This window comes from Mesotoga sp. UBA5557, assembly GCF_002425715.1.
Classification (GTDB): Bacteria; Thermotogota; Thermotogae; order Petrotogales; family Kosmotogaceae; genus Mesotoga.
Map to the genome: position 1 here is coordinate 1 of NZ_DIMV01000004.1, position 22110 is coordinate 22110.

Consider the following 22110-nt stretch of genomic DNA (forward strand, 5'->3'; position numbering starts at 1 on the left):
ACTTTAGGGCTTGCAACTTGCAACTGGTCTTGCTCTTGTCGGAGAACGGTGAACCGAGAACGGATAACCGGTTCTTATTCAGCTTGCAACTTGGAACTGAGAACTTGCAACTGCTCCATTTCGAGGACCGAGGACCGTTGACGGACAACGTTGTTTTGAGCAGCGACCAGCGGGTTTTTGTTCTTAAGCGCGCAGCGGCTCTTATGCTTGCAACTTGGAACATGCAACTCGCAACCGCTCTTTCGAACAAACAGCCGCTCTTCCAAGAACAGCTTCTAACGCTCTTACCAGACCCTATACCCTATACCCCACCCCCGCTTGGCCCCTTGGCTGTGGCCTCCGCTTATGGAGATTGTGCGGATAGATGAATTCTCATTATTGAAACACCACATGATATTTGCTAGAACACAATCTCAATGCATTAGATACCTGGAATTCCAAGGATTACAGAAGAGATATGGGAGTTTTCGAACAAGTTATGAGTATCGTTATGTAAGGCTGTTATAATCGCTGAAACAGTTACTGATGAATGACTAAACTTGAGCTTGATATATCGTTTCGCGGCATTATACTATTCTTAGCATTGCTTCGCGGTCCGTGGGTGGAATCAATTTTGGAGATTTATGGTTTCTTTTATTATTACAGCACCTTACAAAGAGGAGGGATAGCATGTTGAGGAGTAAGTTCGTACTGATTGCGCTGATTCTGGTTTGTGTTCTATCCTTTGCAACCTTCAAAGATATCGCGGGCAGTCCGTATTCTGCTGCGATCGAAAAACTTCATGCCTCGGGAATAGTTGAGGCATTTGATGGGTATTTCTATCCAGCTGAGGCTCTTTCAAGAGCTGACGCGGCCGAGTGGATTGTCAAGACATTCAAATTGTCAACGATTCATTCGATGAAGATCGAAGAAGAGGTTGAGAAGAAGTTCGTCTACACCGATCCACTTGGTGTTATTGATGAGGCTTTCGTTGTTCCATCTGCCAAAGATATCGTCGATATCGAAGGAGAGGAATACATCGAGGGGCTTATAAAGGTCCGTGCGGAAGAGGTGGTCAACGGAGAATACAGGCCGTTTGAACCAATAACCGCAGCTGAATTCGGACTTGCTGTAGCAAAGGTTCTTTTCGGAGTAGATGAGCCTGTAGATTATGAAGCAAAACTTAGAGAGCTAGTTTACGCACCTGCCGAGCTGCTTTCTCTTGACAGACCACTGAGAAGAGAGGAAGCTGCGCAAATCCTTTCCAACTTCGTAGAAAACCCAGACTTCACGATTATCACCATTCTGGCGACCGCAGATATTCATGGTCACATCGAGCCATACTTCCCCAGTGGGGCGAAATATCCCGTCGGAGCGGTTGAGAAAATGGCATACTTTGTCAACACCGAACGCGCAATGCAGCCCAACCTTCTCCTTCTCGACGTAGGAGATGCTCCCTATAACACAAATGTTGCCAATCTTTTCGAAGGTGAACCTGTAATAAAGATAATGAACATGATGGGTTACGATGCGATGGTACTCGGCAACCACGACTTCGATTTCCCATTCAACGTTATGGAAAGAAATAGCCAGCTTGCGAATTTCCCATTCCTTGGCGCCAATACTTTATACCTGGGAGAATCCCCATACTTTCTTGAGCCATACATAATCAAGGAGATTGCGGGTCTCAAGATAGCGATTGTGGGGCTTACCGATGACAGCAGCGCCTGGTATACACACCCCAGAAATGTTGCCGGAATAACATTTGAAGAGCAGTATTCGGCCGCGCAGAGAGTCCTGGATGAAGTGTCTCCCCAGGTAGATCTGGTTTTCGCCCTTGCACACTTGCACGGTGGAAACAGAGTACTACCGATAAAGGTCTCCGGATACGATCTGATATTTGAAGGCGGAAGAGACGTTGTTGCTTTCCCGGAAAAGATAAACGGAAGCTGGGTAATCTCTTCAGGTAAACATGCAGAGCTGATCTCAAAGACTAATCTAAATATCTACAGAGGCGAGGTAATCGGTATCAACTTTGCTCACGTCTTCATGAGCCAAAATCTGCCGCAGGATGAGGCAGTGGTTGAAGTGGTAGAGAGTTATGTCTCGCAGCTCGACGATAGGCTCGGTACAGTAATTGGAAGGACCGAAGTCGATCTCGATGGAGAAAGAGGAACTGTGCGCCTCAAAGAATCCAATCTGGCCAACGCTATAGCCGACAGTCTGAGAGAGATGACAGGGACTGATTTCGCAATCCAGAACGGAGGCGGAGTTCGAGCAAGTGTTCCCGCGGGAGATATAACAATAAAGGACGTATATACCGTTCTCCCCTTCGACAACCTCGTAGTTGCCGTAAAGGCCACCGGGAAGCAGATATGGGACGTCCTTGAACACGGTATCTCGGCCTACCCGGCCGCCGCCGGTCAGTTCTTACAGGTATCGGGTCTTGAATACACATTCGACGCTTCAAAACCACCGTATGAGCGATTGATATCCGTTACATCCAACGGTGTACCTCTCGATCTCGAAAAGACCTATACCCTTACGGCTAACGACTTCCTCACGGGCGGAGGAGACAAGTTCACAATGTTCCTCGAAATGGAGAAGACTATTGTGACAAAGTCTTTCCTGAGAGACGCCTTCGCGGAGTACGTTGAAAGGCATGGAACGATCGCTCCTGTAAATGAGGGAAGAATAGTAATAATTAATCCTGCCAATTGATCTGAATCACTAGATGAAGCGGAGAGGGAAACCTCTCCGCTTATTCTGCCCAACAAAGCCCATATGAACCTATTCCACTATGGAAGATTTATCACGTAGCTCTTTCGCTGTCATAAATCCTTTCAGGCAATTCACGGATGAAATGAGTCTTTGAATTCCTGCATCATAATCCTGCAAAGGTCACAGGAAAGGTATGCTAAGTCAACAATGAGATCCCTTTTACTATTTCGACTGCCACAAAAAGAGCGATACTCGCCTCAATTTCATCCAGAGGATGGAGTGCTCTATAATTGGAAGGTCATTCTAGATGATGAATCTAGGGGGTGAACATGAGAAAAGAAACTGGATTTTGGATACTCACAATCTTCATGCTTGCAGCTCTTTTAACTTCTCCTATGACGTTGTTTGCAAGTCAGATAGAGATAATTCGTGATTACTGGGGAGTTGCCCACGTCTATGCAGATACGGATTCGGAGCTCTTTTTTGGAGCAGGTTATGCAACGGCAGAAGACCGAATGTTCCAAATGGAGCTCTCACGCAGAAAAGTCTCGGGAAAGCTGTCAGAGATCTACGGCAAGGACTGGCTAGAGTCGGACAAGCTTATGCGTACGCTCGGGCTTTACAAACACGCGCAAGAGATCGCCAATCATCTGGACGGTGAGACGAAGTCTATACTCGAAGCCTATGCTGAAGGAGTAAACTACTATCTTGAGACTAATCTCGATAACCTGAATCCTGTCTTCGATGAGATTGGAATCGTCCCGGATCCATGGACGGTTGCCGATAGTATTGCTGTGTGGATGCGCCTATCAGAGAGATTCGATCGGTCGTGGCAAAACGAAGTCACGGCCCTTCGAAACTACGAGCAGCGGTTGCGGAGCGGCGTAACTCAAGACCCGATCGTTATAGACAATTCAGCTGCGATTGTAACTGAATCCGACTTCCTTCGAACCGACCCCGACGCATACCGACGCCTTATGGAAGAAAGACCGGGTGAGTCAAGTGAGCGCTTTGAATGGGACTCATTGAAGGCCAGCCATGCATGGACGGTATCGGGAAGCAAGACTCTCACAGGGAGTCCTCTCCTTGAGAGCGACCCGCAGATTGCCGTTACTCTTCCTTCTCTCTGGTATGAAATACATCTTAGCGGTGGCAACTACAATGTGAGAGGAATCTGCGTTGCAGGTTCGCCGGGCTTTCTCATTGGCTGGAACGAATATCTCGCTTGGGGTGCAACTGCGCTCGGTTCTGACAATGGAGACCTCTTTCAGGAGAGACTAAGTGAAGATAGATCCGAATTTCTCTTCAAAGACGTCTGGTATCCTGTGCAGTCTACCACAGAGGTCATTAACGTTCGTGATGAAGAACCGGTTGAAATCACAGTTAGTAAGACTATTCATGGTCCCCTCGTAGACTCGTTTCTAAAAGGAGCAGGGCGTGCAGAAAACTTCTCACTGAAATACGTTGCTATTGACGAGATGAAGACACCGATAACGGGCATGTTATCCATGATGAGATCAAGAAACTGGGAAGAATTCACCGGCGGATTGAGCGATTACATGTTCCCTGGGATACATGTTGTGTATGCCGACGTGTCGGGAAATATCGGATACCATACGGCTGCGGCAATCCCGATCCGTTCCGGAAGACTTGGCCTTCCCCAGATAGGCTGGACGGGTAACGAGGAATGGACAGGATACTTGCCCTTTGAAGATCTTCCCCATGTTTTGAATCCATCTTTGGGGTTCGTTGCCAGTGCAAATCACCTGCCCGTCGGAGAGTGGTACCCGTATCCTCTAACGATAGGCACCGGAGGGACCGGACATAACCCTAGAAGCATGAGACTTTACGAGCTTCTCGATAATCAGAACGAATTCACTCTTGAGAGCTTTTCGGAGATTCATCGAGACAATGTCTCGGCAATTGCCAGGGACTTTCTCAATCTCGCCGGCATTTTGCTTCAAAGGAATCTGTTGTCTCAAAGCTCATCGAGGCTTCTAAACGTTTTCAGTGATTGGGACTATCGCCTGGTTGAGAACAGCAGGGCAGCAGATATTGCTGAGACTCTTGTCCAAACAATGCATCGAAGTTTGAGGGTCGATTCTTCTACTGCCACTCTAGCCTCAAAATACGGCGGAGGCCATGCGGGAAACATTTTCCTCCTTCGTTCCGTCTTGAGCGAAAATGAGATCTACGGCATGTTGACGGACGAGGAGGAACTCGCGGTTTGGGTCAATCAGGTTATTGAGACTGCAACAGCCAACATCCGAGAAGGCACTTCTCAAGTCAGACCACAAGTGATGGTCTATCAGGCTAATCTTGAGGGTTTTCCCTCAATACTTCCGTATGCAAATAGAATCATGCCGTCTCTCACGACAACCTCAGCAAATACCATCTGGTCACAGCTGGGAAATTCTTATACTCAGGTAGTGGACCTTTCGAACATCGACAACTCTCGAGCGTTTCTGCCGCCCGGGATATCCGAAGATCCGAGAAGTCCTCATTTCTTCGATCAGGTAGCGTTGTGGGTCGCTGGAGAAACCCGCCCCGCTCCCTTAAGTCGAGAAGAAGTCATGAAATATGCGGAATTGGTTAGAATATTACCTTCTTCAGTTACCGAAAAATCAGATTAGGTTGGAGCTGAGTGACCTTGGAAAATCGAACTTGCTATTCAATAAGTCTTAATGGGCTCACAAACTACCTTGACGGGCTAAATATACAGCATAGAGCGCTTGAAAAAGTAATGACTGGAAAAGCGGACTGCATATTGATTCTTCTTGAACACGAACCGGTGCTGACTATAGGTAGGTCGGGAGGAAGAGAGAATCTTCTGGTTGACGAGAGTGAGCTCAAACGCCTGGGGGTCGCGCTCCAAGACACCGACAGGGGAGGTAATATAACCTATCACGGCCCGGGTCAGCTTGTTGCATATCCGATTCTGAATCTTGGAAAATGGAAGAAGAATCTTCCCTGGTACGTGCACTCTCTTGAAGAGGTAGTAATAACGTTGTTGCAAGATTACGGTATAGAAGCAGGAAGAAAACCGGAATACAGGGGCGTATGGGTCAAAGAGGAGAAGATTGCCGCCGTCGGTATAGCGGTAAAAAGATGGTACACAATGCACGGATTTGCTCTGAATGTTCAGGTGAACAAAGATCACTTCAAACTGATAAATCCATGCGGAATAAAGGACTATGCGGTTGTTTCGATGGATGATTTTATAGTCAGTTTAGACTTCCGTGAGATCATTGAGAGAGTGAAAGAGAAGTTCGCACTTATCTTTGAAAGCAAGATCGTGGAGATTTCGAGAGAATGTCTGGAGAGTGTTCAAAGTGATAGAGAAACCAAAATGGCTTAAGGAAAAGCTTAACGCTGACAGAAGTAAAGTGAGTGACATAAAAATCATGTTGCGAAGCCTACGACTTCACACCGTTTGCGAAGAAGCGAGGTGTCCCAATGTAGGTGAATGTTTCGCTTCCAGAACCGCAACCTTCATGATACTAGGCAACGTATGCACAAGGCGCTGTCGATTCTGCGCCGTTTCGAAAGGAATACCCGGCTCTCCAGACCCAAAGGAGCCGGAGAACATTTCTAACGCCGTTCATATTCTTCAACTGAGACACGCTGTAATCACCTCGGTTACAAGGGACGATCTAGATGATGGTGGCGCTTCTCAGTTTGTAGATGTGGTCCGTGAATTGAGAAAGAACTGTCCTGATACGACAATCGAGCTGCTGATCTCTGATCTGAATGGTAACTGGAAGGCACTAGAAAAAATCGTCAGAGAGCATCCGGACGTGCTGAATCACAACGTGGAAACGGTACCTTCCTTGTACGACAAGGTCAGACCCGGAGCGGCTTATGGCCGCTCAATTGAGCTTCTGAGAAGAGTAAAGGAAATCGATTCTACAATAGTAACCAAGTCTGGAATAATGGTTGGACTGGGCGAAAACGAAGAGGAAGTTAGATCCGTAATGAACGATTTGCTTGAGGCCGGCTGCAGCATGTTGACGATTGGGCAGTACCTTCAGCCCTCTCATGAACACCTACCGGTCGTCGATTACGTTACGCCGGAGAAGTTTGAAAATTTCAAGACCTTCGCTCTGGAAATGGGGTTCTTGTTCGTGGCATCTGGTCCTCTCGTTCGAAGCTCATATCATGCCGCAGTGGGTTTCTCTAGTTTGCGGTAGCGAGACGTTCATCGGACGTATTGTATTGAGAAAACTCCTTCTCTCAAGCTTCCTGTTCACAATTCATTAGGAGGAACGAGAGCTTGCTATTTTGTTATCCTCCAAATATACTTTCTTAAGGGGCGCCGTGATACGATTTTCTTAAGATGTTTTTTGCGAACTAATTGCTGGAAGCACATGCAGGATTTTGGAAGCTTTCTCCTCCTGTCTGCTTTAGGGAGTAGTGATTGTGGATACGTTTTGTATAACAAGTGCGGATCAAATAAGAGAATTATGGTCAAAGACCTACAACACCGAAGGGAAACCGGACTGGTCTCACATTCTTCCTTACTATGACGACAACATTCTCTTTAAAGACACGATCCAGGAAATCCGGGGGATCGAAGAATTCAAGAAAATGACAGAAAGGCTTGCCGAGAGATCTAAAGAGCTGAAGATGGCTGTTCTTAGAGTCATTAAGGAAGACAACGTGGTCTTTGTCGAATGGGAGATGACGATACTCTTCAAGAAGACGAGGACTTCCGTGATTTACGGTGCGAGCCGTCTATCTATTAGTGAAGAGGGAAAGATAATCGAGCAGCGAGATTACTATGACCTTTGGGGTACTATCTTCGACAACATACCTTCATTCAGAAAGCCTTACAGGCGTTTCATGAGAAAACACTTCGGGTAGTTGCTGCATATGGAGAGAGGCAGGAGCCCCATCCGCAAATACTGGAAACAATACAAATGGTCAAACATTCGCGCGATGATGAAGAACAACAAGTCTGATCCAAAGATTTGCAATGATGATTTCAAGGATCGCCTAGTGGTTGTTACCGGAGGCACATCGGGTATTGGATACTATACGTGCAGGAAGTATGCCAGCCATGGGGCAAGGATCCTTTCCATAAACCGAAACAAAGAGAAATCGGAAGGCCTGTGCGAAGAGCTCAGACGGGACTTCGGTGCTGAATCTTCATACATGATAGCCGACTTCAGCAGCCTAGAAGACAGCAAGAGGGTTGGGGAAGAGCTATCTAAGATTGAAGATCCCATAGATGTCCTCATACACAATGCCGGAGTCTTCCTTAAGCAAAAAGAACTGACTGTCGATGGCCTTGAAATGACATATGCCGTGAACTATCTCTCTTCTTTCGTTATAAACTACATCTTAAGAGACAAGCTTAAGGCACAGGAGAAATCGCGGGTATTACTTGTGAATTCAGAAGGTCATCGCTTTGCTGTGTGGGGAATTAAGACAGATGACCTTAACTGGCAGAAGAGACACTACAATGGCCTCAAAGCCTACGGTTCCGCTAAGACCGCCCAACTTCTCAGTATGATAGTATTCAACGAATACTTCAAGGGGAGCGGTGTAACAATCAACGCTATGCACCCCGGTGCAGTTAGAACGGGTACAGGAAAAGAAAACGGGGCATTTTACAAATGGTACAAGAAAAATTTCGTCGACAGATTTTCCCGCTCACCGGAGATTTCAGCTGAATCTCTTTACTATCTGGGTGTTTCACGCGATGTAGAAGGCATAAGTGGAAGATTCTTCAATTTGACTACCGAAGAGATTCCAGCCCCGCCGGCCCTTGATACCGAAACAGCTGAAGAACTCTGGCAGGAAAGCCTGCGGATGGGGGGCCTCAATCATGGAGACCTATGACGTTATAGTCGTTGGCGGAGGAATAGCTGGAATGACCAGCGCCGCATATATTGCAAAAGCAGGGACCAAAGTCCTCCTGCTGGAAAAGAACGAGAAGTGTGGTGGCCTGATCAACTCTTTCTGGAGGGATGGGTTTCAGTTTGACGGAGGAGTTAGAGCACTTGAAAGCGCCGGTATCATTCTGCCGATGCTCAGGGAACTCGGAATAGAAATCGAAATAGTCAAGAGTCCCGTATCGGTGGGAATTGAAGACACTGTCATACGTGTGACCTCAAAGGAGAGTCTTAAGGAGTATTCAGATCTTCTGAGAAAGATGTATCCCGGAAGCGATGAAGAGATCGAGAGAGTGATTTCATTCATAAAGAGGATTATGAAGGACATGGAGATTCTTTATGGAGTCGATAATCCTCTTTTCATGGACTTCAAGAACAACAAATCATATTTTGTGAAAGTATACTTGCCGTGGCTCTTCAAGTTCCTCCTCACCCTCAGAAGAATCGGGAAATTCCAAATACCCGTAGAGGAATTTCTTGAGAAGATTGTTGAAGATAGGTCTTTGAGAGACATAATAGACCAGCATTTCTTCAAGAACACCCCGACTTTTTTCGCCATGAGCTACTTCTACCTTTATCAGGATTACTTCTACCCAAAAGGTGGAGTTGGAACTATGGCCGAACGCGTAAGAGAAAAGATAGTCCAGTTTGGCGGGGAAATCGAGACAGGTAGGGAAGTAACAGAGGTCAATGCTGGAAGAAAAGTAATTGTCGATACCGGTGGAAGATCCTACAAATACAGGAAACTAGTTTGGGCTGCCGACCTAAAGAAGCTTTACTCAATTGTGAAAACAGACGGCCTGCCCGAAACCTCAGCAAAGATGGTTAACAAATTTAGATCCGAGATATCGAAGAAACACGGTACCGATTCTATTTTCAGCATCTTCATCGCGGTGGATGAACCTCCCGAAAAATTTGAAGCGATAGCCAGCGGTCACTTCTTCTATACTCCTTCGAGGAAAGGATTGGGAGAAATTCATCGCAGCGAAATGAAGTCCATTCTGGAGAACTGGTCGGAGAGTTCGAAAGAGAAGGTTTTGAGCTGGCTGGACAGATTCTGCGAACTGGGTACCTACGAGATCTCGATCCCCGTTCTCAAAGACAAGAACCTTGCCCCTCAAGGAAAGACCGGCCTGATTGTAAGCACTCTCTTCGAATACGAGATCGTGAAAAGAGCGTATGAATCCGGCTGGTACGAGGAGCTGAAAGAAGAACTCGAGAAGAGAGTAATCGAGGTTCTCTCAAACTCAGTGTACCCGATTCTGAAAGACAGGATTCTTTTTTCATTCTCCAGCAGCCCGCTTTCAATAGAGAATTATGTCGGCAGCTCAGAGGGATCGATCGTAGGCTGGTCGTTCGAAGAACCGATACCTGTGGTCTCCAGCATGATGAAAGTAAACAGCTCAGTCAAGACGCATATACCGGATGTTCTTCAGGCAGGCCAGTGGACTTACAGTCCTTCTGGCGTACCGATTAGCATACTTACTGGAAAACTGGCTGCCGATTCCGTCATAAAGAACGTTAAGAACGCTCGATTTGAAGGCTAACGAGCTCTATGTATCTGTAGACCAGTGTTTTCGGGTTTCGAGCAAATCAACAATCGAGTATCGAAGGAAAGAATATTATGAGTATCAACAGTTTGATTCCAGATAATTCCGAAAAGGGCACCGGACTGATTCTAGAATACCGGGACCTCTACCTCTTTCAGGTTTCCGGAAGGAAGCACCGAACAGAGACGGGGGAAAGGTTCTTCGCTGGAATCGGAGGCCATTGTGAAGAAGGCGAGGGGTTCATCCAGGCAGCAAAACGCGAAGCAGTCGAAGAGACTGGAAAGACGGTTGAAATAACCCATTCAGCCCGGACGGATATTGTTCAGTCAAACGGAGGTGTTGTCGACACCATCGAACTTCCATCTCCAGCCCCCAGAATGATCTACAAAATGCTTGATCGACGAAAGAGCTTGCCCGAGAAAGGACCGTACTTCATAGCGTGCTTCAATGCATATTTCACAGATGATGCTCCCTTCGAACTCGACCCCGAGGAGGTGAGCGCATTGATTGCCATACCGGAGGAGTTGCTTTGCGGGAGTCTTGAGCGCAAGATAGGGCTTGAAGACATACTCTCGTCCGGAGGAGAGATTGTCGCAGGTTACCTGGAAGCAAGCGCAATGCTCTTTCCCCTCGGAACGGCAGTAGCTCTTGCAAATCTCTTGAAAAGAGACAAAGGCCTTTCGGAGGTTGATTATGACTAGTGAAGTATTGCTTCTTGGAAATCCATTGCTACGGGAAAAATCATCTCCCGTCACTGACTTTCGAGGCCAGGAGATGCTAGGGCAGTTCGCTATGCTTAAGCAGGCCCTCCATGAATTCAGAAATGAAAACGGCTTTGGCCGTGGTATCGCAGCCCCGCAAATCGGCATTCTTAAGAGAATGGTTGCGCTCAATCTAGGTCAGGGGAGTTTCATTATTGTGAACCCGCGAATTACCGAGCGCAACAAGTCCACATTTACCATGTGGGATGACTGCATGTCCTTTCCACATCTGCTTATTAGGCTCGAGAGAAGTCTTTCGATAGATATCGTGTATGAAGATGAAAGGGGAATCGAACACGAGTGGAAGGGAGTCGATCAGGCAAAATCGGAGCTGCTTCAACATGAGATAGATCACCTTGATGGCATTCTCGCAATAGACCACGCGCTCGACTCAAGAAGCATAATCTACCGTTCAGAATACGAAAGGAACCGCGAGTACTATGACAGTCTCGTGAATTACACCATAGAGCCAACTTTGTGAGATGCTTCCTGAGTTGTCTTCTACTTATTACACCTGCCATTCCAGTCTTTCGGTTCTCAAATGCTCCCAAAATCCAGAAACCGGAATTGATTCCATGGAAATTGCACAACGATTTTCTCTTGGTTTTATCGCTCACAATGCTTGCCCGGATGAGCTTCACAGAGAATGAATTCGCTGATCAACGCGCAGAACTAATTATCTAGTTTGAGAGTGTCGGCCAAGCAATGAGTCTTCTTGAGAATTGAATTCTCAGTAGGCACCTCATCTGCTCATTCTCGACAATTGTTAAATCGCAATACTCATAGCACTGAGCCACTTGAGGGCGATAAGAAAGTGTCCTTCAGGAGTGGGATGGACACCATCTTCTGCCCAGAAACCCTGCTCTCTTCTTGTAGCCGCAGAAGCGAAAATCCCGTCAAGCGGGACGTAAATGGCCTCATATTCCCTCGCAAGTCTTCTGATTATCTGAATCTTCGGTCCAAGGTCTTCTGTCCAGGACTCCATCTCGCCTCTTAACGGGAGAAAGAACGGTTCCATAATTATTGAAGACGCCCCGATAGTGGCAACTGATTCGAGCAGATACCTATAGTCTCTTTCGAAGATGTCTGGTTCGGTCTTGTCATTGCTGTCATAGAACCGCCAGCAGTCATTTACCCCGACCAGCATTGAAATCCAGTCTGGCGATAAATCAATACAGTCGGCTTTCCAGCGTTCTCGAAGATCCTTCACCCTGTCGCCCCCGACACCCCTGTTTAGAAACTCTATTCTTAACCCGGGATATGAGGCTCCGACAAGCCCAGAAATAATAGCGGGGTAACCGTTTCCCAGACCAAAGAAGTCTTCTCTGTCTCTGCCGGCATCTGTTACGCTGTCTCCTTGAAAGAGAACTCTTTGCCCTTCTTTAAGAAGCACTCTTCTCAACCCCTCCATTCAATCCAAATGCAGATTATCTCTCGACCCTCTGGCAAAAGAGAAGCAGGAGAAATGAGCCGTTATGTGGAACCATTCCGATAATAGTAACCCTCCTCTATACTGCGAGCAGAAATGTCGGAGCCGCTTCCTACCGACCGTTGCGTTAACATCGAGCAACATAACTGCTATTCTCTAGATCATGATCTTACTTCTGTATCGCCCCTCTATCCAATCTCTAGCTACTCTGTGCGCAAAATCAATATCTGGCTCACCATTCGACGAATTAGAGTATATGAACCCAGCATTGAAAGAATCTCCAGCACCTATTGTATCTAAAACATTCTTGGATTCCGCTGTGGGATAGAGTCTTGAATTCTCTCTTCCAATCATAAGAGAACCTTTTGAACCCATCTTGACCATTGCCTGACCTTCATAGTCCTCGAGGTACGTTTCAGTTGCAGCCTCTATCGTTGACTGGTTAGTAGCTTCCATGAGCTCCGCTTCATTGGGCATAAACCAGTCCACCGAATCTAGCAGTCTCTGAATCTGAATTCTGAAAAGACTCCAGCCATCCGGTGGCCATCCGGGATCGAGATAGATTGTGTTTTCTTTTCTGAGAGCTTCCAGCAATGTCTGCAGGTTGCTTTCTCTTAGACCGTTAAGAACATTTATCCCGCAGAACAAAATGTGCGCTCCCTCAACACCAGTGAGTTTGTTTTCAACGAAGTCAACATCTAGATGGTGCATTATCGTCTCGTTACTGATGAAACTCCTCTCGCTGTCTATATGGGTAATCGCAACCGTACATGGTGTTCTGCCCTGGATAAGATCAAACCCTTCTACCGACACTCCCATATCTTTGAATCTCTCCTTGAACGTCTTCCCGAAGAGATCATTTCCCGCTACCGTCACAATATCCACCGGTACTCCGAGATCGGCAAGCACAACAGCCGTGTTAGCCGCCTGGCCGCCAATACGCATTTCGATTGAATCAACGCCGATCTCCGTGCCCCACTCGGGCCAGTCATCCACCGGACCTGCTATTATATCTACATCGATATTCCCAACCACAATTACTCTATCCATTTGATCACTCTCTTCTTTAATCTCTTCAACAGTGTTTTCTCGAAACCTTCACAGATTATAGCATTCGTGGAATGATGGAGAAGTTCCGTCTGGCGATACAACGAACCCCACTCTGAGAACAAGTATTCCATGAGGAAATCTTGCACGTGAGCTCTCGAGTTACAACAGAAAATCGGTCGATAAAAAGAACAGCCTTCAAGGCTGTTCAGATAAGATAAGATATAAGACATTTGTTGTAAACTCATCGATAGATTGTCGAGTTAGGGTGTAGCAAGTTGTACATGTGTCAGTCCTTATGACATTCGCTACAGCAGTAAGCACAGCCGTCAACATTCTGGTAAAAGTCGCGAGCCTTCTGAAGCGCTCCAAAGCAGTTCACGAAATCTCCCAGCATTGTCTTCGACTTCACTTCTCTCAGTCTCTCACAGTGTTCGGTATGAATCTCGTGTTCTCCGGCCGGCTTTGCGCTGTCATCTACGTAGTAAATCACTTCACAACACCTCCTTCAAACAATTGCATAGATTGTCTCGGTAGATAGTCCGCACTAAGGACATCCTATTTGAAATTATAGCATCCGGAGCTGCTTACAAGAATATTCAGTGATCAAGGGAAAAAGCACAGTAAATATTGATCTTTATTTCACAAACTTAGTCGGCTTTTGCGTTATAATTATTTAGATAAGGAGGTGTTGTCCATGATAAAAGCTACGATCTTCCCTGGGAGATACGTTCAGGGAGCCGATGCGCTGAATTCTCTGGGAAAGGAACTGAAAAGATTCGGTGAAAACGCCTTTATTATAACCGATCCGTTCGTGTACGAGAACATAATTCCTTCTATCAAGGATTCATTGCTTGAAGAAGTCTCTGCCGAGATTATTGAATTCAGCGAAGAGTGTTCCGACGAAGAGATCGATCGGCTTTCCGACAAAGCCACAAGCAAGGCCGACGTGCTTGTCGGAATTGGAGGAGGAAAGACACTGGACACAGCCAAGGCTGTTGCTCACAACCTTAAGATTCCCGTGGCCGTTGTTCCAACCATTGCTTCAACAGATGCGCCTTGCAGCGCGCTATCTGTAATATATACACCTGAAGGAGAGTTCAAGAGATATCTCTTCCTCCCGAAAAACCCCGATCTTGTTCTGGTAGATTCCAAGGTTATCGCTTCCGCACCCGCAAGGTTTCTTGTTTCTGGAATGGGCGATGCTCTTGCAACCTGGTTTGAAGCAAGATCTTGCGAGATCGGAAACGCCAAGAACATGACGGGTAATCCTGGTTCGATGACGGCTTACTCCCTTGCAAGACTTTGCTACGAAACTCTATTGAAGTATGGAGAGCAGGCAAAGAACGCCTGCCAGGCACAGGTGGTAACTTCGGCTCTCGAGAAAGTCATCGAGGCCAATACTCTGCTGAGCGGCCTTGGATTCGAAAGTGGAGGACTTGCCGCGGCTCACGCGATTCACAATGGACTCACCATCTTGCAAGAGACTCACGAGTTCTTCCACGGAGAAAAAGTAGCCTTCGGAACGCTTGCGTCGCTGTTCCTTACTGAAAAGGATCCCGCTGTAATCGATGAAGTGTTCTACTTCTGTGAAACAGTCGGACTTCCAACAACGCTTGAAGGTATCGGGCTGGGGAACGCTACATACGAACAGCTGATGAAAGTCGCGGAGACTTCCTCCGCAGAAGGCGAGACGATTCATAACGAACTGGTTGAGGTGACACCCGAAACAGTATTCTCTGCTCTCAAGGCAGCGGACGCGTATGGGAAGTACCGCTTGCAGGAATAGAGACAAGTTTACATCTCATTAAGCCAAAGTCGCCGGGCCGATAAATCAGCCCGGCTTTAACTATGAAATAGTAGAATTGACGTTGGAAATTGCTGTGGTGGAGAGGCGAAAATGGAGAACAGAATGCGGAGATATGAGAGTGAAGAGGATTACTGGAAGCTGAGAGAGTTCCTGAGGAAGGTTTTTACGAACAATGGACTGCGCGAGTACTCCTGGCATGTTGCTAGACTCTACTACTGGCGTTGGCATGTGATGAAAAACTGTTTGAAAGTCTATTCACTGAATGGGCATAATATATTCTGGGAAGACGGCAACAAGAAGATTGTAGCGGCCGTCAACTGCGAGGGGTTCGGCGAGGTCCATTCTCAGGTACATCCGTTTTTGACTGCGAAGAGCTGGAAGAAGAGATGCTTGAAGTCTCGGAGAAGCACCTTTTTAGCGAGAATGACGGAGTCAAGAGGCTCTGGGTGTTCGCCAATTCTCAGGACAGAAGAAGGATAGAGATTTTGAAGAGAAGAGGTTATTCGCGAGGAGATTGGCCAGAACATCAGCATCGACGAGACTTGAAAGGTCAAATTGCAGAGGTCTCGATCTCAAAAGGTTTCGAAATCCGTTCTCTTGGAAATGCAGAAGAACTACCTTCCAGAAGCTGGGCCTCCTGGAGGGCCTTTCATCCTGACGAGCCGGACGAAGATTACGAGGGCTGGGAATGGTATCTCAATATCCAGAAGCAACCCCTGTACAGGAGAGATCTAGATATTGTCGCAGTTGCTCCCGGCGGCGAGATAGCCGGCTTCTGCACGATATGGTATGATGACGTCACCAGAACCGGATATTATGAGCCGGTTGGGGTTGTGCCTGAGTACCACAAGAGAGGTCTGGGAAAGGCAATGTTAACAGAAGGACTCCGCAGGTTAAAGAGAATGGGTGCGGTGAGAGAATTTGTTGGGGGATATTCAGAGGCTGCAAATGCACTTTATGACTCGGCAGTCTCGACGATCTGTGACTTAAACGTACCCTGGTTGAAAGTGTTATAAGACTTCTCCACTGCAATACTCTGTATTTCCTGCCAATATTCTAGAGGACTTTGGAACAGGTAATGTACTTCTTTGCCTACAGTCAGGTCTGGTTGTATAATAATAATCCAAAACGGTTGCTGCATTAACTCACATAGTAGAAAGCAACCAGTATAGTGAAGGAGGAGTGGTTAGATGCCTGATAGAAGAAAGGTTCTGTCACTGGTTCTGCTGATTCTGGTAGCTTTTTCGAGTGCGTTGTTTTCCGCTGCTGGCAGGACTGTCCATACCCTTGTCATAATGGGTACGACAGACATGCATCAATACATTATGCCCTACGACTACATGGGGGACAAACCGAATGAGAGTATTGGTCTTGCAAAGGTTTTCACGCTCATCGAAAAAGTGAGAGACGAAAACGCAAACACTCTGCTCTTCGACACAGGCGACTTCATTCAGGGAAGCCTTGTCGGAGATTACGAGGCCGATGTGAATCCTCTTAAGGGATTCGACTTCCAGACCATCGTCCGTGCCTACAACTACATAGGTTACGATGCAGTCTCCGTCGGAAATCACGATGTTACTGACTTTGGCCTGGAATTCTTTGAACGCGCGAAAAGCAATTCGATTTTTCCCTGGGTATCAGCAAACATAAGGCTTGCAGATGATCCCAAGGGATTCTTGACCGACCCATACGTAATTCTCGAGAGAGAAGTCGATGGAATCCCGATCAAGATCGGTGTGATCGGCTTCACGCCACCTCAGATTATGAGCTGGGGAAGACGTCATCTTGAAGGCAACGTCTTCACACAGGGTATTGTCGAACAAGCAGAAAAGTACATTCCTATCCTCAGAGACCAGGCAGACCTCGTAATTGCAGTTGCCCACACGGGAATCTCCACAGATGAAATAACCAGTTATGACGCTCAGGAGAACGCCGCCTATTATCTCGCTCAGATCGAAGGTATTGACGCAATGATTCTTGGTCACCAACATTCTCATTTCCCTGGGGATTTCGCAGACATCGAGAGCATCGATAACGACAAGGGCCTAATCTTCGGTGTTCCTACTGTACTTCCGGGCTCTTGGGGTTCACACTTAGGTGTAATAAGTCTCGACCTCGCCTATGACTGGAATACGGGAGAGTGGGAAGTGTTAGATGGTTCGGCAGCTCTTGTTCCCGTTGACGCCGATGTCGAAACTCATCCGCTTCTGGCTGAACTCGTTTGGCCGAAGCACGAAGCGACGATTGAGTATGTAAGAACTCCCATCGGCTGGACCGATACTGAGATAACGTCTTACTTCTCAAGAATAATGGACAATCCTGTCACTCAGATCATAAACGAAGCTCAAATATGGTGGGCGGAGCGTGAATTTGCCGGTTCCGAATACGAGTGGCTCCCAATTCTCAGCGCTGCTGCTCCATTCATTGCCGGCAGACAGGGCCCGACATATTTCACACACGTTCAAGGAGACATCTCGATCGGCTCAATTACTGACATCTACATTTACCCGAATACTATATATGTGGCAAAACTTAACGGCAAACAGATAAAAGACTGGCTTGAGGCGGCCGCAAGTAACTTCAATCAGATCGACCCGTCGTCTGCAGAGCCGCAACATATAGTCAACTACGATTTCAGGGAATACAACTTCGATGTGATTGAAGGAATAGAATACGTTTACGACATTACTAAACCCGTGGGTCAACGGTTGGTCTCTGCCGTTTTCGAAGGCAATCCGCTTAATGCGTCAATGGAGTTCCTGGTGGTGACAAACAACTACCGAGGGAGTGGAGGAGGAAATTTCCCACATGTAGCCGATAACGTTATACTTGCCACAACGGAGATAAACCGGGAGGCAATAATAAAGTACATACAATATATTGGCGAAGTAGATCCCGCCCCCACGAACAACTGGAAGATTCTTCCCATCGAGACCGCCGGACCTCTTCTCTATCGATCTTCTCCAGAAGGTCAGGGATACGTTGAGAGGAATGCAATTCGCGGAATAGATTTCTTAGAGGTTGATGAGGCAGGATGGGGAGTCTACAAAGTAGACCTGTTTGAACTCGCTGAATACCTTGAAGAGACAGCTCTGCAGGAAGTCAATTAGCTTGCTTTCTGAATAAAGGGCCCCGCGAAAGGGGCCCTTCTTATTTGTCTTTCTGCTGCGTTTGGTTCGGAATCATTTTCAGTCAGCCGGCTTTCACTTTCTACTAGAGAGAGATGCTTTCCAGCTCCGAAAGAAAGTAGTTCTTGTCCTGCTCTTCCTCGATTAAATCGGCTGTTTCTCTTGCCAGTTTTATGTACTCATCCATAAGGTCACGTTTTCCTGCAATCATGTAGGCTCTCGCAACGGCTTCATAGCCAAAGGCAAGATCGAAACCACTTATGGCATTGTCGGTGCAATATTTCAGCGAAAGCTCACCATGATACAAAGCTGACTCTGCCATGTTAAGCAAAGAATAAACCCTGGACACTTGCCACTCGCCCCTCGCAAATTCAATCGGGGTACCCACCACACCCCAGTGAAAGCGTGATGCGTGAGCGGTGTGTATCATAAGAAGGTCATCTTCTGCAGTTCTGTCTTTCTTGTCTATAAGGTCCCATGTAAGGTTGAAGTTCTCTATCGCCTGCTTTTTGTGCCATTCGTGCTCCGTAAGCTTTTCAGAATCCATAGATAACCATCCTTTCCGGGGTTATTATTCCTTCCTCCCGCGTGTCAATTCTATCACTGGCAAAAAGGTGGGCAATGAGCTGGATCGACTCAAGAAGAATGCAAAGTGGTCAAGAACTAATTTTGCAATGATAATCTTTCAGCAAATTGAAAGCCCTTATCGTTCAGTCAATAAACAGTGAGGGTTTCTTAATATACTTGAATATTTCAACACCCAGAAACCATCAATCCTGGAAGGAACTTCAATCTTTGATTCTTAAAGAAGACTCATGAGGACTCTCATTCTATCCGAAGCTATCAAAGAGATTTAAAGACTGATTATGTGAGACTATGTTTCGAGCGTTACATCAAGATCCACCCATTGAGAATAAGAGATCAAGAGCATAGATAATTCTTTCAGCTTTGTCGACCACTATCAGCTGAACGTCGGTTTCCTCCGAGAGCGCGGAGAAATACTCACTCGGTCCTTCCGGTGATACCAGAATTATGTAGTCGGCTTTCGGCATAAGCAAGTCGAAGGACTGCCTCGGATCGTTGTCTGGTGAAGTGAAGCCACCTTCAATATGAATGGCTACAACAGGAACTCCTCGCGCTTTCGCTATCGATACGAGCTCCTCTATTCTGGAGATCTCCTGACCGACATCGATTTCCTCAACGCCGCATACGGTATATAGATCCCCCTCGACCATGGCACCAGGGGCAATAAAAAGTGTTCCGGGCGCGTTCTTCGAGTCGAGCCTCTCGGTGAAGTCTTCGGGTTTCAACTGAAGGATGTTCTCGTAATCAATTCCGTGCATTTCACAGACTAGAGCGAGAACGTCTGATGCAGCACCGTCGCCTATCGCCGTTGCAATAATCGGGGCTCTTGCTAGAGGTTCCAGATTTCCTGCAAAAAGCGGTGATATAAGAAACGCAACTAGTAAGGCTGTAAATAGCACCGATATTTTTGGTTTCATAGATTTCCCTCCATAACATTTAAGAGCTGTGACCAGATCGATCTTAAGAACTGTTCCTTCCGATATCTAAAACAAAGTTCTTAATATGACCAATTTTATCAAATTTAATCATTTTTTGAACGAGAACACAACTCCTATCTAGGTCTATATACTGTTCGTCTTCGCCAAAGATTCTCTGCCCATTCACTCTAGAGAGTTTGTTAATCTTCTCTAGGAAAAATGAGAATTTGTATAATGGAACAACTTTTATCGGATTTATCTAACGATGTTGGGAGGTCTATATGATATAAGAGTTTGATAGTATTGTTAGGATTTGCCTTATTTGCGACGGCACCAGTTTTCGCTCTTGAGAAGAGTTCGGATTACTACACCACACAGAACGAAACAAAGTCAAAATGGAACTTACAGTTACATTCGATGAGGCCAGAGACACAATCCGGATATACTACCCTCAGATAAATACAGGTGAGAAACTCTACGGATATATTGAAGAAATAGACATTCAAAGAAAGTTCGTGGACTGCGTAGAGATGTTCTTTACAGGCTTTGAAAGCAATCTCTTATACAGAGATCTCGATCTGGTGGAGCAGAATCTATAAGGATTTCTACTTCGGTAACCTTGATCCACTGAGACTTGTAGTTCAGAATTCAGTTCACATGATGCCAGAAGAAAGTCCGAAGGATGTTCAGCCTCTGGAGAAGGTAATGCAGTTCCTGTTTGTGGAGAGCGAATTCGAAAACGAAAACCTTGAAGTCGCGATCTGATAACCGACATTTTCACAATCAGGGCTCTCCCGATGAGATAAGAATCCAACACCTTGGAATGGCATTCCCATATTATTGGCTGAGGCTAGATAAAAGTCTAATACTCGTTGGACATCAGAAAAGAGGTGGAGATTGTGAAAAAGGGCATCTTTCTCGCAGTTATCGGGGCGGCAATGATTATTGCTGGTTTGTTCCTGCCGATAGTACGTTTCCCCGGAGGAAGCGAAGCGACCTTTTTCAACGGCGGAGATCTGTATGGAGCACTAACACTAGCAATTGCTATCTTTGCAGGTATAATGGGAATCGTGAAAGTGAGATCGATGGTCTTTCTTTCCGGGCTTGCTTCGATTGGGGTTGTAGTAGCGAGGTTGATTACCGTGATTAAGGACCTGCCCGACGAGAACTCCTTGAGAACTCAGTTTAAAGAGCTTATCCAGAGCAATGTTCCCGGTAGTTCTGGAGAGGAAATAGCGAATATAATCGGCGGACCGCAAGTTCACTGGCTTGGGTGGACAATCCTGCTTGCAGGAGGAGTTGTGGTTCTTTTCGCGCCTTCATTTCGTCAAAAAGATGAAGGGCTTATCCCCCGCTTTGGTCATGATTTTCAAGCGCTAACAATGCGACGCTCATGACATAATCGAAATGCTTATGCGAACTGAGTAACATCATGGCTCTAGAGTCAACTGGCGGTTGACAGCAACGCAAGATTGTTTAAGCGTTCTAGATTTGTTCTAATGGAATACTGGATCATTTCAATTTTGAAATGACTACTGGAGGTATTCGATGATTCGAACAGACAAGTACCCAAACTGTGGCTCGCTGGACATAGGAAAGGGTTACTGGTCAGGTTATGCAGCGCTAATGCCTTTCGGAAAGCCTCTTTCGATGGGCTCTAAGGTAATCGTGCGCGTCTGCAGAGAATGTGGACATATCTTCGATCTCCATGCAGAAAAACCCGAGAAGTTCTGATTTTTCCTTTGGGAACTCCATATAAGCTTCAGATCAAATACCTATTCACAATCCTTAATAAGCTTCCCGGAGATAACCAGATATCTTTGACCAAACCCCTTTAGCTCTTTCAAACTGTTCGTAGTGTTTCTCAACGGACTTATGGTACTTATTCAGCTCTCTGGAAATGTTGTAGAATGAATCGGTACCAAAGTACGATGAAATGCAAGGTAATGTTTCCCTAAGGTCGATTTTCATCTCTTCGATTTTCTCTGAATAGTTATCGCGATTAGTTATGTAGAGAAGCAGAGGCTTGTATCTTATCCGGACAATACAGGACCTGTAGAAACGCCTTACTATCTCTCTCGAGTCGGCTCTTATTGGTCTGAGACTGTGGGGAGAACACCCATCAAAACATGGTTGTATGTCGAGAAAGCGTTGTGAAAGGCGTAACGTGGAACTTTCAGCACCTTCCTGTCACTCAGGCAGGTACTCAAGAAAGTATCTTCGCCTCGTGCTCCAGGGGGATTATAGAAGGGAAATAGTCTGCTCGGGTCCTTAAGATTCAAACAG

At 46.4% G+C, this 22110-nt stretch carries 21 protein-coding genes and 1 pseudogene; 17 read left to right on the forward strand and 5 right to left on the reverse strand.

Going from position 1 to position 22110, the window contains the following annotated elements:
• From B3157_RS00090 to B3157_RS00135, 10 genes and pseudogenes are all read left to right on the forward strand, one after another.
• Positions 1-368 (forward strand): annotated as a pseudogene (locus B3157_RS00090) (hypothetical protein); the annotation flags it as partial.
• A gap of 301 nt (positions 369-669) precedes the next feature.
• Positions 670-2700: a 5'-nucleotidase C-terminal domain-containing protein gene (locus B3157_RS00095; protein WP_214059870.1), complete on the forward strand. Its 2031-nt coding sequence runs from the start codon at positions 670-672 to the stop codon at positions 2698-2700.
• 329 nt (positions 2701-3029) lie between these two features.
• Entirely contained in the window at positions 3030-5333 is a 2304-nt protein-coding gene (locus B3157_RS00100; RefSeq protein WP_292587845.1) for a penicillin acylase family protein, read from the forward strand.
• Between the two features lie 11 nt (positions 5334-5344).
• Complete coding sequence (gene lipB, locus B3157_RS00105; protein ID WP_292587847.1) at positions 5345-6058, forward strand: lipoyl(octanoyl) transferase LipB; 714 nt, start codon at positions 5345-5347, stop codon at positions 6056-6058.
• A complete protein-coding gene (lipA, locus tag B3157_RS00110; RefSeq protein ID WP_292587850.1) occupies positions 6033-6890 on the forward strand; it encodes a lipoyl synthase in 858 nt (285 codons plus the stop codon). Before lipB ends, lipA begins: the two co-directional genes overlap by 26 nt.
• A 229-nt stretch (positions 6891-7119) precedes the next feature.
• On the forward strand, positions 7120-7563 hold the full coding sequence (locus tag B3157_RS00115; protein ID WP_292587853.1) for a nuclear transport factor 2 family protein: 444 nt from the start codon (positions 7120-7122) through the stop codon (positions 7561-7563).
• 9 nt (positions 7564-7572) lie between these two features.
• On the forward strand, positions 7573-8544 hold the full coding sequence (locus B3157_RS00120; RefSeq protein ID WP_214059865.1) for an SDR family NAD(P)-dependent oxidoreductase: 972 nt from the start codon (positions 7573-7575) through the stop codon (positions 8542-8544).
• Positions 8531-10144 carry a phytoene desaturase family protein gene (locus tag B3157_RS00125; RefSeq protein WP_292587856.1) on the forward strand — a complete coding sequence of 538 codons (1614 nt, stop codon included), beginning with the start codon at positions 8531-8533 and terminating at the stop codon, positions 10142-10144. The genes B3157_RS00120 and B3157_RS00125 overlap by 14 nt, the downstream gene beginning before the upstream one ends.
• Positions 10145-10221: 77 nt before the next feature.
• Positions 10222-10848, forward strand: coding sequence for an NUDIX domain-containing protein (locus tag B3157_RS00130; protein WP_214060350.1), 627 nt, complete (start codon positions 10222-10224; stop codon positions 10846-10848).
• Positions 10841-11389 (forward strand): peptide deformylase, encoded by a 549-nt coding sequence (locus B3157_RS00135; protein ID WP_103134952.1) that lies wholly within the window; start codon positions 10841-10843, stop codon positions 11387-11389. Before B3157_RS00130 ends, B3157_RS00135 begins: the two co-directional genes overlap by 8 nt.
• A 285-nt stretch (positions 11390-11674) precedes the next feature.
• On the opposite strand, the gene B3157_RS00140 is transcribed toward B3157_RS00135, so the two are convergent.
• The 3 genes from B3157_RS00140 to B3157_RS00150 form a co-directional block, all read right to left on the reverse strand.
• A complete protein-coding gene (locus B3157_RS00140) occupies positions 11675-12301 on the reverse strand; it encodes an SGNH/GDSL hydrolase family protein (protein WP_180979955.1) in 627 nt (208 codons plus the stop codon).
• A 192-nt stretch (positions 12302-12493) separates the two neighbouring features.
• Positions 12494-13387, reverse strand: a complete 894-nt coding sequence (locus B3157_RS00145; RefSeq protein WP_103134954.1) for a carbohydrate kinase family protein — start codon at positions 13385-13387, stop codon at positions 12494-12496.
• Between the two features lie 286 nt (positions 13388-13673).
• Positions 13674-13877: a hypothetical protein gene (locus B3157_RS00150; protein ID WP_292587862.1), complete on the reverse strand. Its 204-nt coding sequence runs from the start codon at positions 13875-13877 to the stop codon at positions 13674-13676.
• A 204-nt stretch (positions 13878-14081) separates the two neighbouring features.
• Between B3157_RS00150 and B3157_RS00155 the strand changes: the two genes are divergently transcribed.
• The 4 genes from B3157_RS00155 (at position 14082) to B3157_RS00170 (ending at position 18304) form a co-directional block, all read left to right on the forward strand.
• The gene (locus tag B3157_RS00155; RefSeq protein WP_292587864.1) at positions 14082-15173 is read left to right on the forward strand and encodes a glycerol dehydrogenase; all 1092 of its coding nucleotides are present in this window, start codon (positions 14082-14084) and stop codon (positions 15171-15173) included.
• A gap of 111 nt (positions 15174-15284) precedes the next feature.
• Complete coding sequence (locus B3157_RS00160; protein WP_292587866.1) at positions 15285-15674, forward strand: hypothetical protein; 390 nt, start codon at positions 15285-15287, stop codon at positions 15672-15674.
• Positions 15641-16210 carry a GNAT family N-acetyltransferase gene (locus B3157_RS00165; protein ID WP_292587869.1) on the forward strand — a complete coding sequence of 190 codons (570 nt, stop codon included), beginning with the start codon at positions 15641-15643 and terminating at the stop codon, positions 16208-16210. Before B3157_RS00160 ends, B3157_RS00165 begins: the two co-directional genes overlap by 34 nt.
• 174 nt (positions 16211-16384) lie before the next feature.
• The gene (locus B3157_RS00170) at positions 16385-18304 is read left to right on the forward strand and encodes a bifunctional 2',3'-cyclic-nucleotide 2'-phosphodiesterase/3'-nucleotidase (RefSeq protein ID WP_214059974.1); all 1920 of its coding nucleotides are present in this window, start codon (positions 16385-16387) and stop codon (positions 18302-18304) included.
• Positions 18305-18407: 103 nt separating this feature from the next.
• Here the strand turns inward: B3157_RS00170 and B3157_RS00175 are convergent, their stop codons facing one another.
• Complete coding sequence (locus B3157_RS00175) at positions 18408-18869, reverse strand: hypothetical protein (RefSeq protein WP_214059973.1); 462 nt, start codon at positions 18867-18869, stop codon at positions 18408-18410.
• Positions 18870-19215: 346 nt separating this feature from the next.
• Positions 19216-19824: a DUF6305 family protein gene (locus B3157_RS00180; RefSeq protein ID WP_292587873.1), complete on the reverse strand. Its 609-nt coding sequence runs from the start codon at positions 19822-19824 to the stop codon at positions 19216-19218.
• A 546-nt stretch (positions 19825-20370) separates the two neighbouring features.
• Here B3157_RS00180 and B3157_RS00185 point away from each other — a divergent pair.
• The 3 genes from B3157_RS00185 (at position 20371) to B3157_RS00195 (ending at position 21558) form a co-directional block, all read left to right on the forward strand.
• Positions 20371-20589 carry a hypothetical protein gene (locus B3157_RS00185; protein ID WP_214059971.1) on the forward strand — a complete coding sequence of 73 codons (219 nt, stop codon included), beginning with the start codon at positions 20371-20373 and terminating at the stop codon, positions 20587-20589.
• 134 nt (positions 20590-20723) lie between these two features.
• Positions 20724-21221 carry a hypothetical protein gene (locus B3157_RS00190; RefSeq protein ID WP_292587875.1) on the forward strand — a complete coding sequence of 166 codons (498 nt, stop codon included), beginning with the start codon at positions 20724-20726 and terminating at the stop codon, positions 21219-21221.
• 151 nt (positions 21222-21372) lie between these two features.
• The gene (locus B3157_RS00195) at positions 21373-21558 is read left to right on the forward strand and encodes a transcription initiation factor TFIIIB (protein ID WP_292587877.1); all 186 of its coding nucleotides are present in this window, start codon (positions 21373-21375) and stop codon (positions 21556-21558) included.
• The last annotated feature ends 552 nt before the right edge of the window (positions 21559-22110 follow it).

What these genes read in the sequence shown, in the direction of transcription:
- B3157_RS00195 (WP_292587877.1), top strand. Translation starts at nt 21,373, where the DNA reads ATGATTCGAACAGACAAGTACCCAAACTGTGGCTCGCTGGACATAGGA.
- B3157_RS00170 (WP_214059974.1), top strand. Translation starts at nt 16,385, where the DNA reads ATGCCTGATAGAAGAAAGGTTCTGTCACTGGTTCTGCTGATTCTGGTA.
- B3157_RS00145 (WP_103134954.1), bottom strand. Translation starts at nt 13,387, where the DNA reads ATGGATAGAGTAATTGTGGTTGGGAATATCGATGTAGATATAATAGCA.
- B3157_RS00160 (WP_292587866.1), top strand. Translation starts at nt 15,285, where the DNA reads ATGGAGAACAGAATGCGGAGATATGAGAGTGAAGAGGATTACTGGAAG.
- B3157_RS00135 (WP_103134952.1), top strand. Translation starts at nt 10,841, where the DNA reads ATGACTAGTGAAGTATTGCTTCTTGGAAATCCATTGCTACGGGAAAAA.
- B3157_RS00100 (WP_292587845.1), top strand. Translation starts at nt 3,030, where the DNA reads ATGAGAAAAGAAACTGGATTTTGGATACTCACAATCTTCATGCTTGCA.
- B3157_RS00175 (WP_214059973.1), bottom strand. Translation starts at nt 18,869, where the DNA reads ATGGATTCTGAAAAGCTTACGGAGCACGAATGGCACAAAAAGCAGGCG.
- B3157_RS00155 (WP_292587864.1), top strand. Translation starts at nt 14,082, where the DNA reads ATGATAAAAGCTACGATCTTCCCTGGGAGATACGTTCAGGGAGCCGAT.
- B3157_RS00180 (WP_292587873.1), bottom strand. Translation starts at nt 19,824, where the DNA reads ATGAAACCAAAAATATCGGTGCTATTTACAGCCTTACTAGTTGCGTTT.
- B3157_RS00120 (WP_214059865.1), top strand. Translation starts at nt 7,573, where the DNA reads ATGGAGAGAGGCAGGAGCCCCATCCGCAAATACTGGAAACAATACAAA.
- B3157_RS00125 (WP_292587856.1), top strand. Translation starts at nt 8,531, where the DNA reads ATGGAGACCTATGACGTTATAGTCGTTGGCGGAGGAATAGCTGGAATG.
- B3157_RS00130 (WP_214060350.1), top strand. Translation starts at nt 10,222, where the DNA reads ATGAGTATCAACAGTTTGATTCCAGATAATTCCGAAAAGGGCACCGGA.
- B3157_RS00095 (WP_214059870.1), top strand. Translation starts at nt 670, where the DNA reads ATGTTGAGGAGTAAGTTCGTACTGATTGCGCTGATTCTGGTTTGTGTT.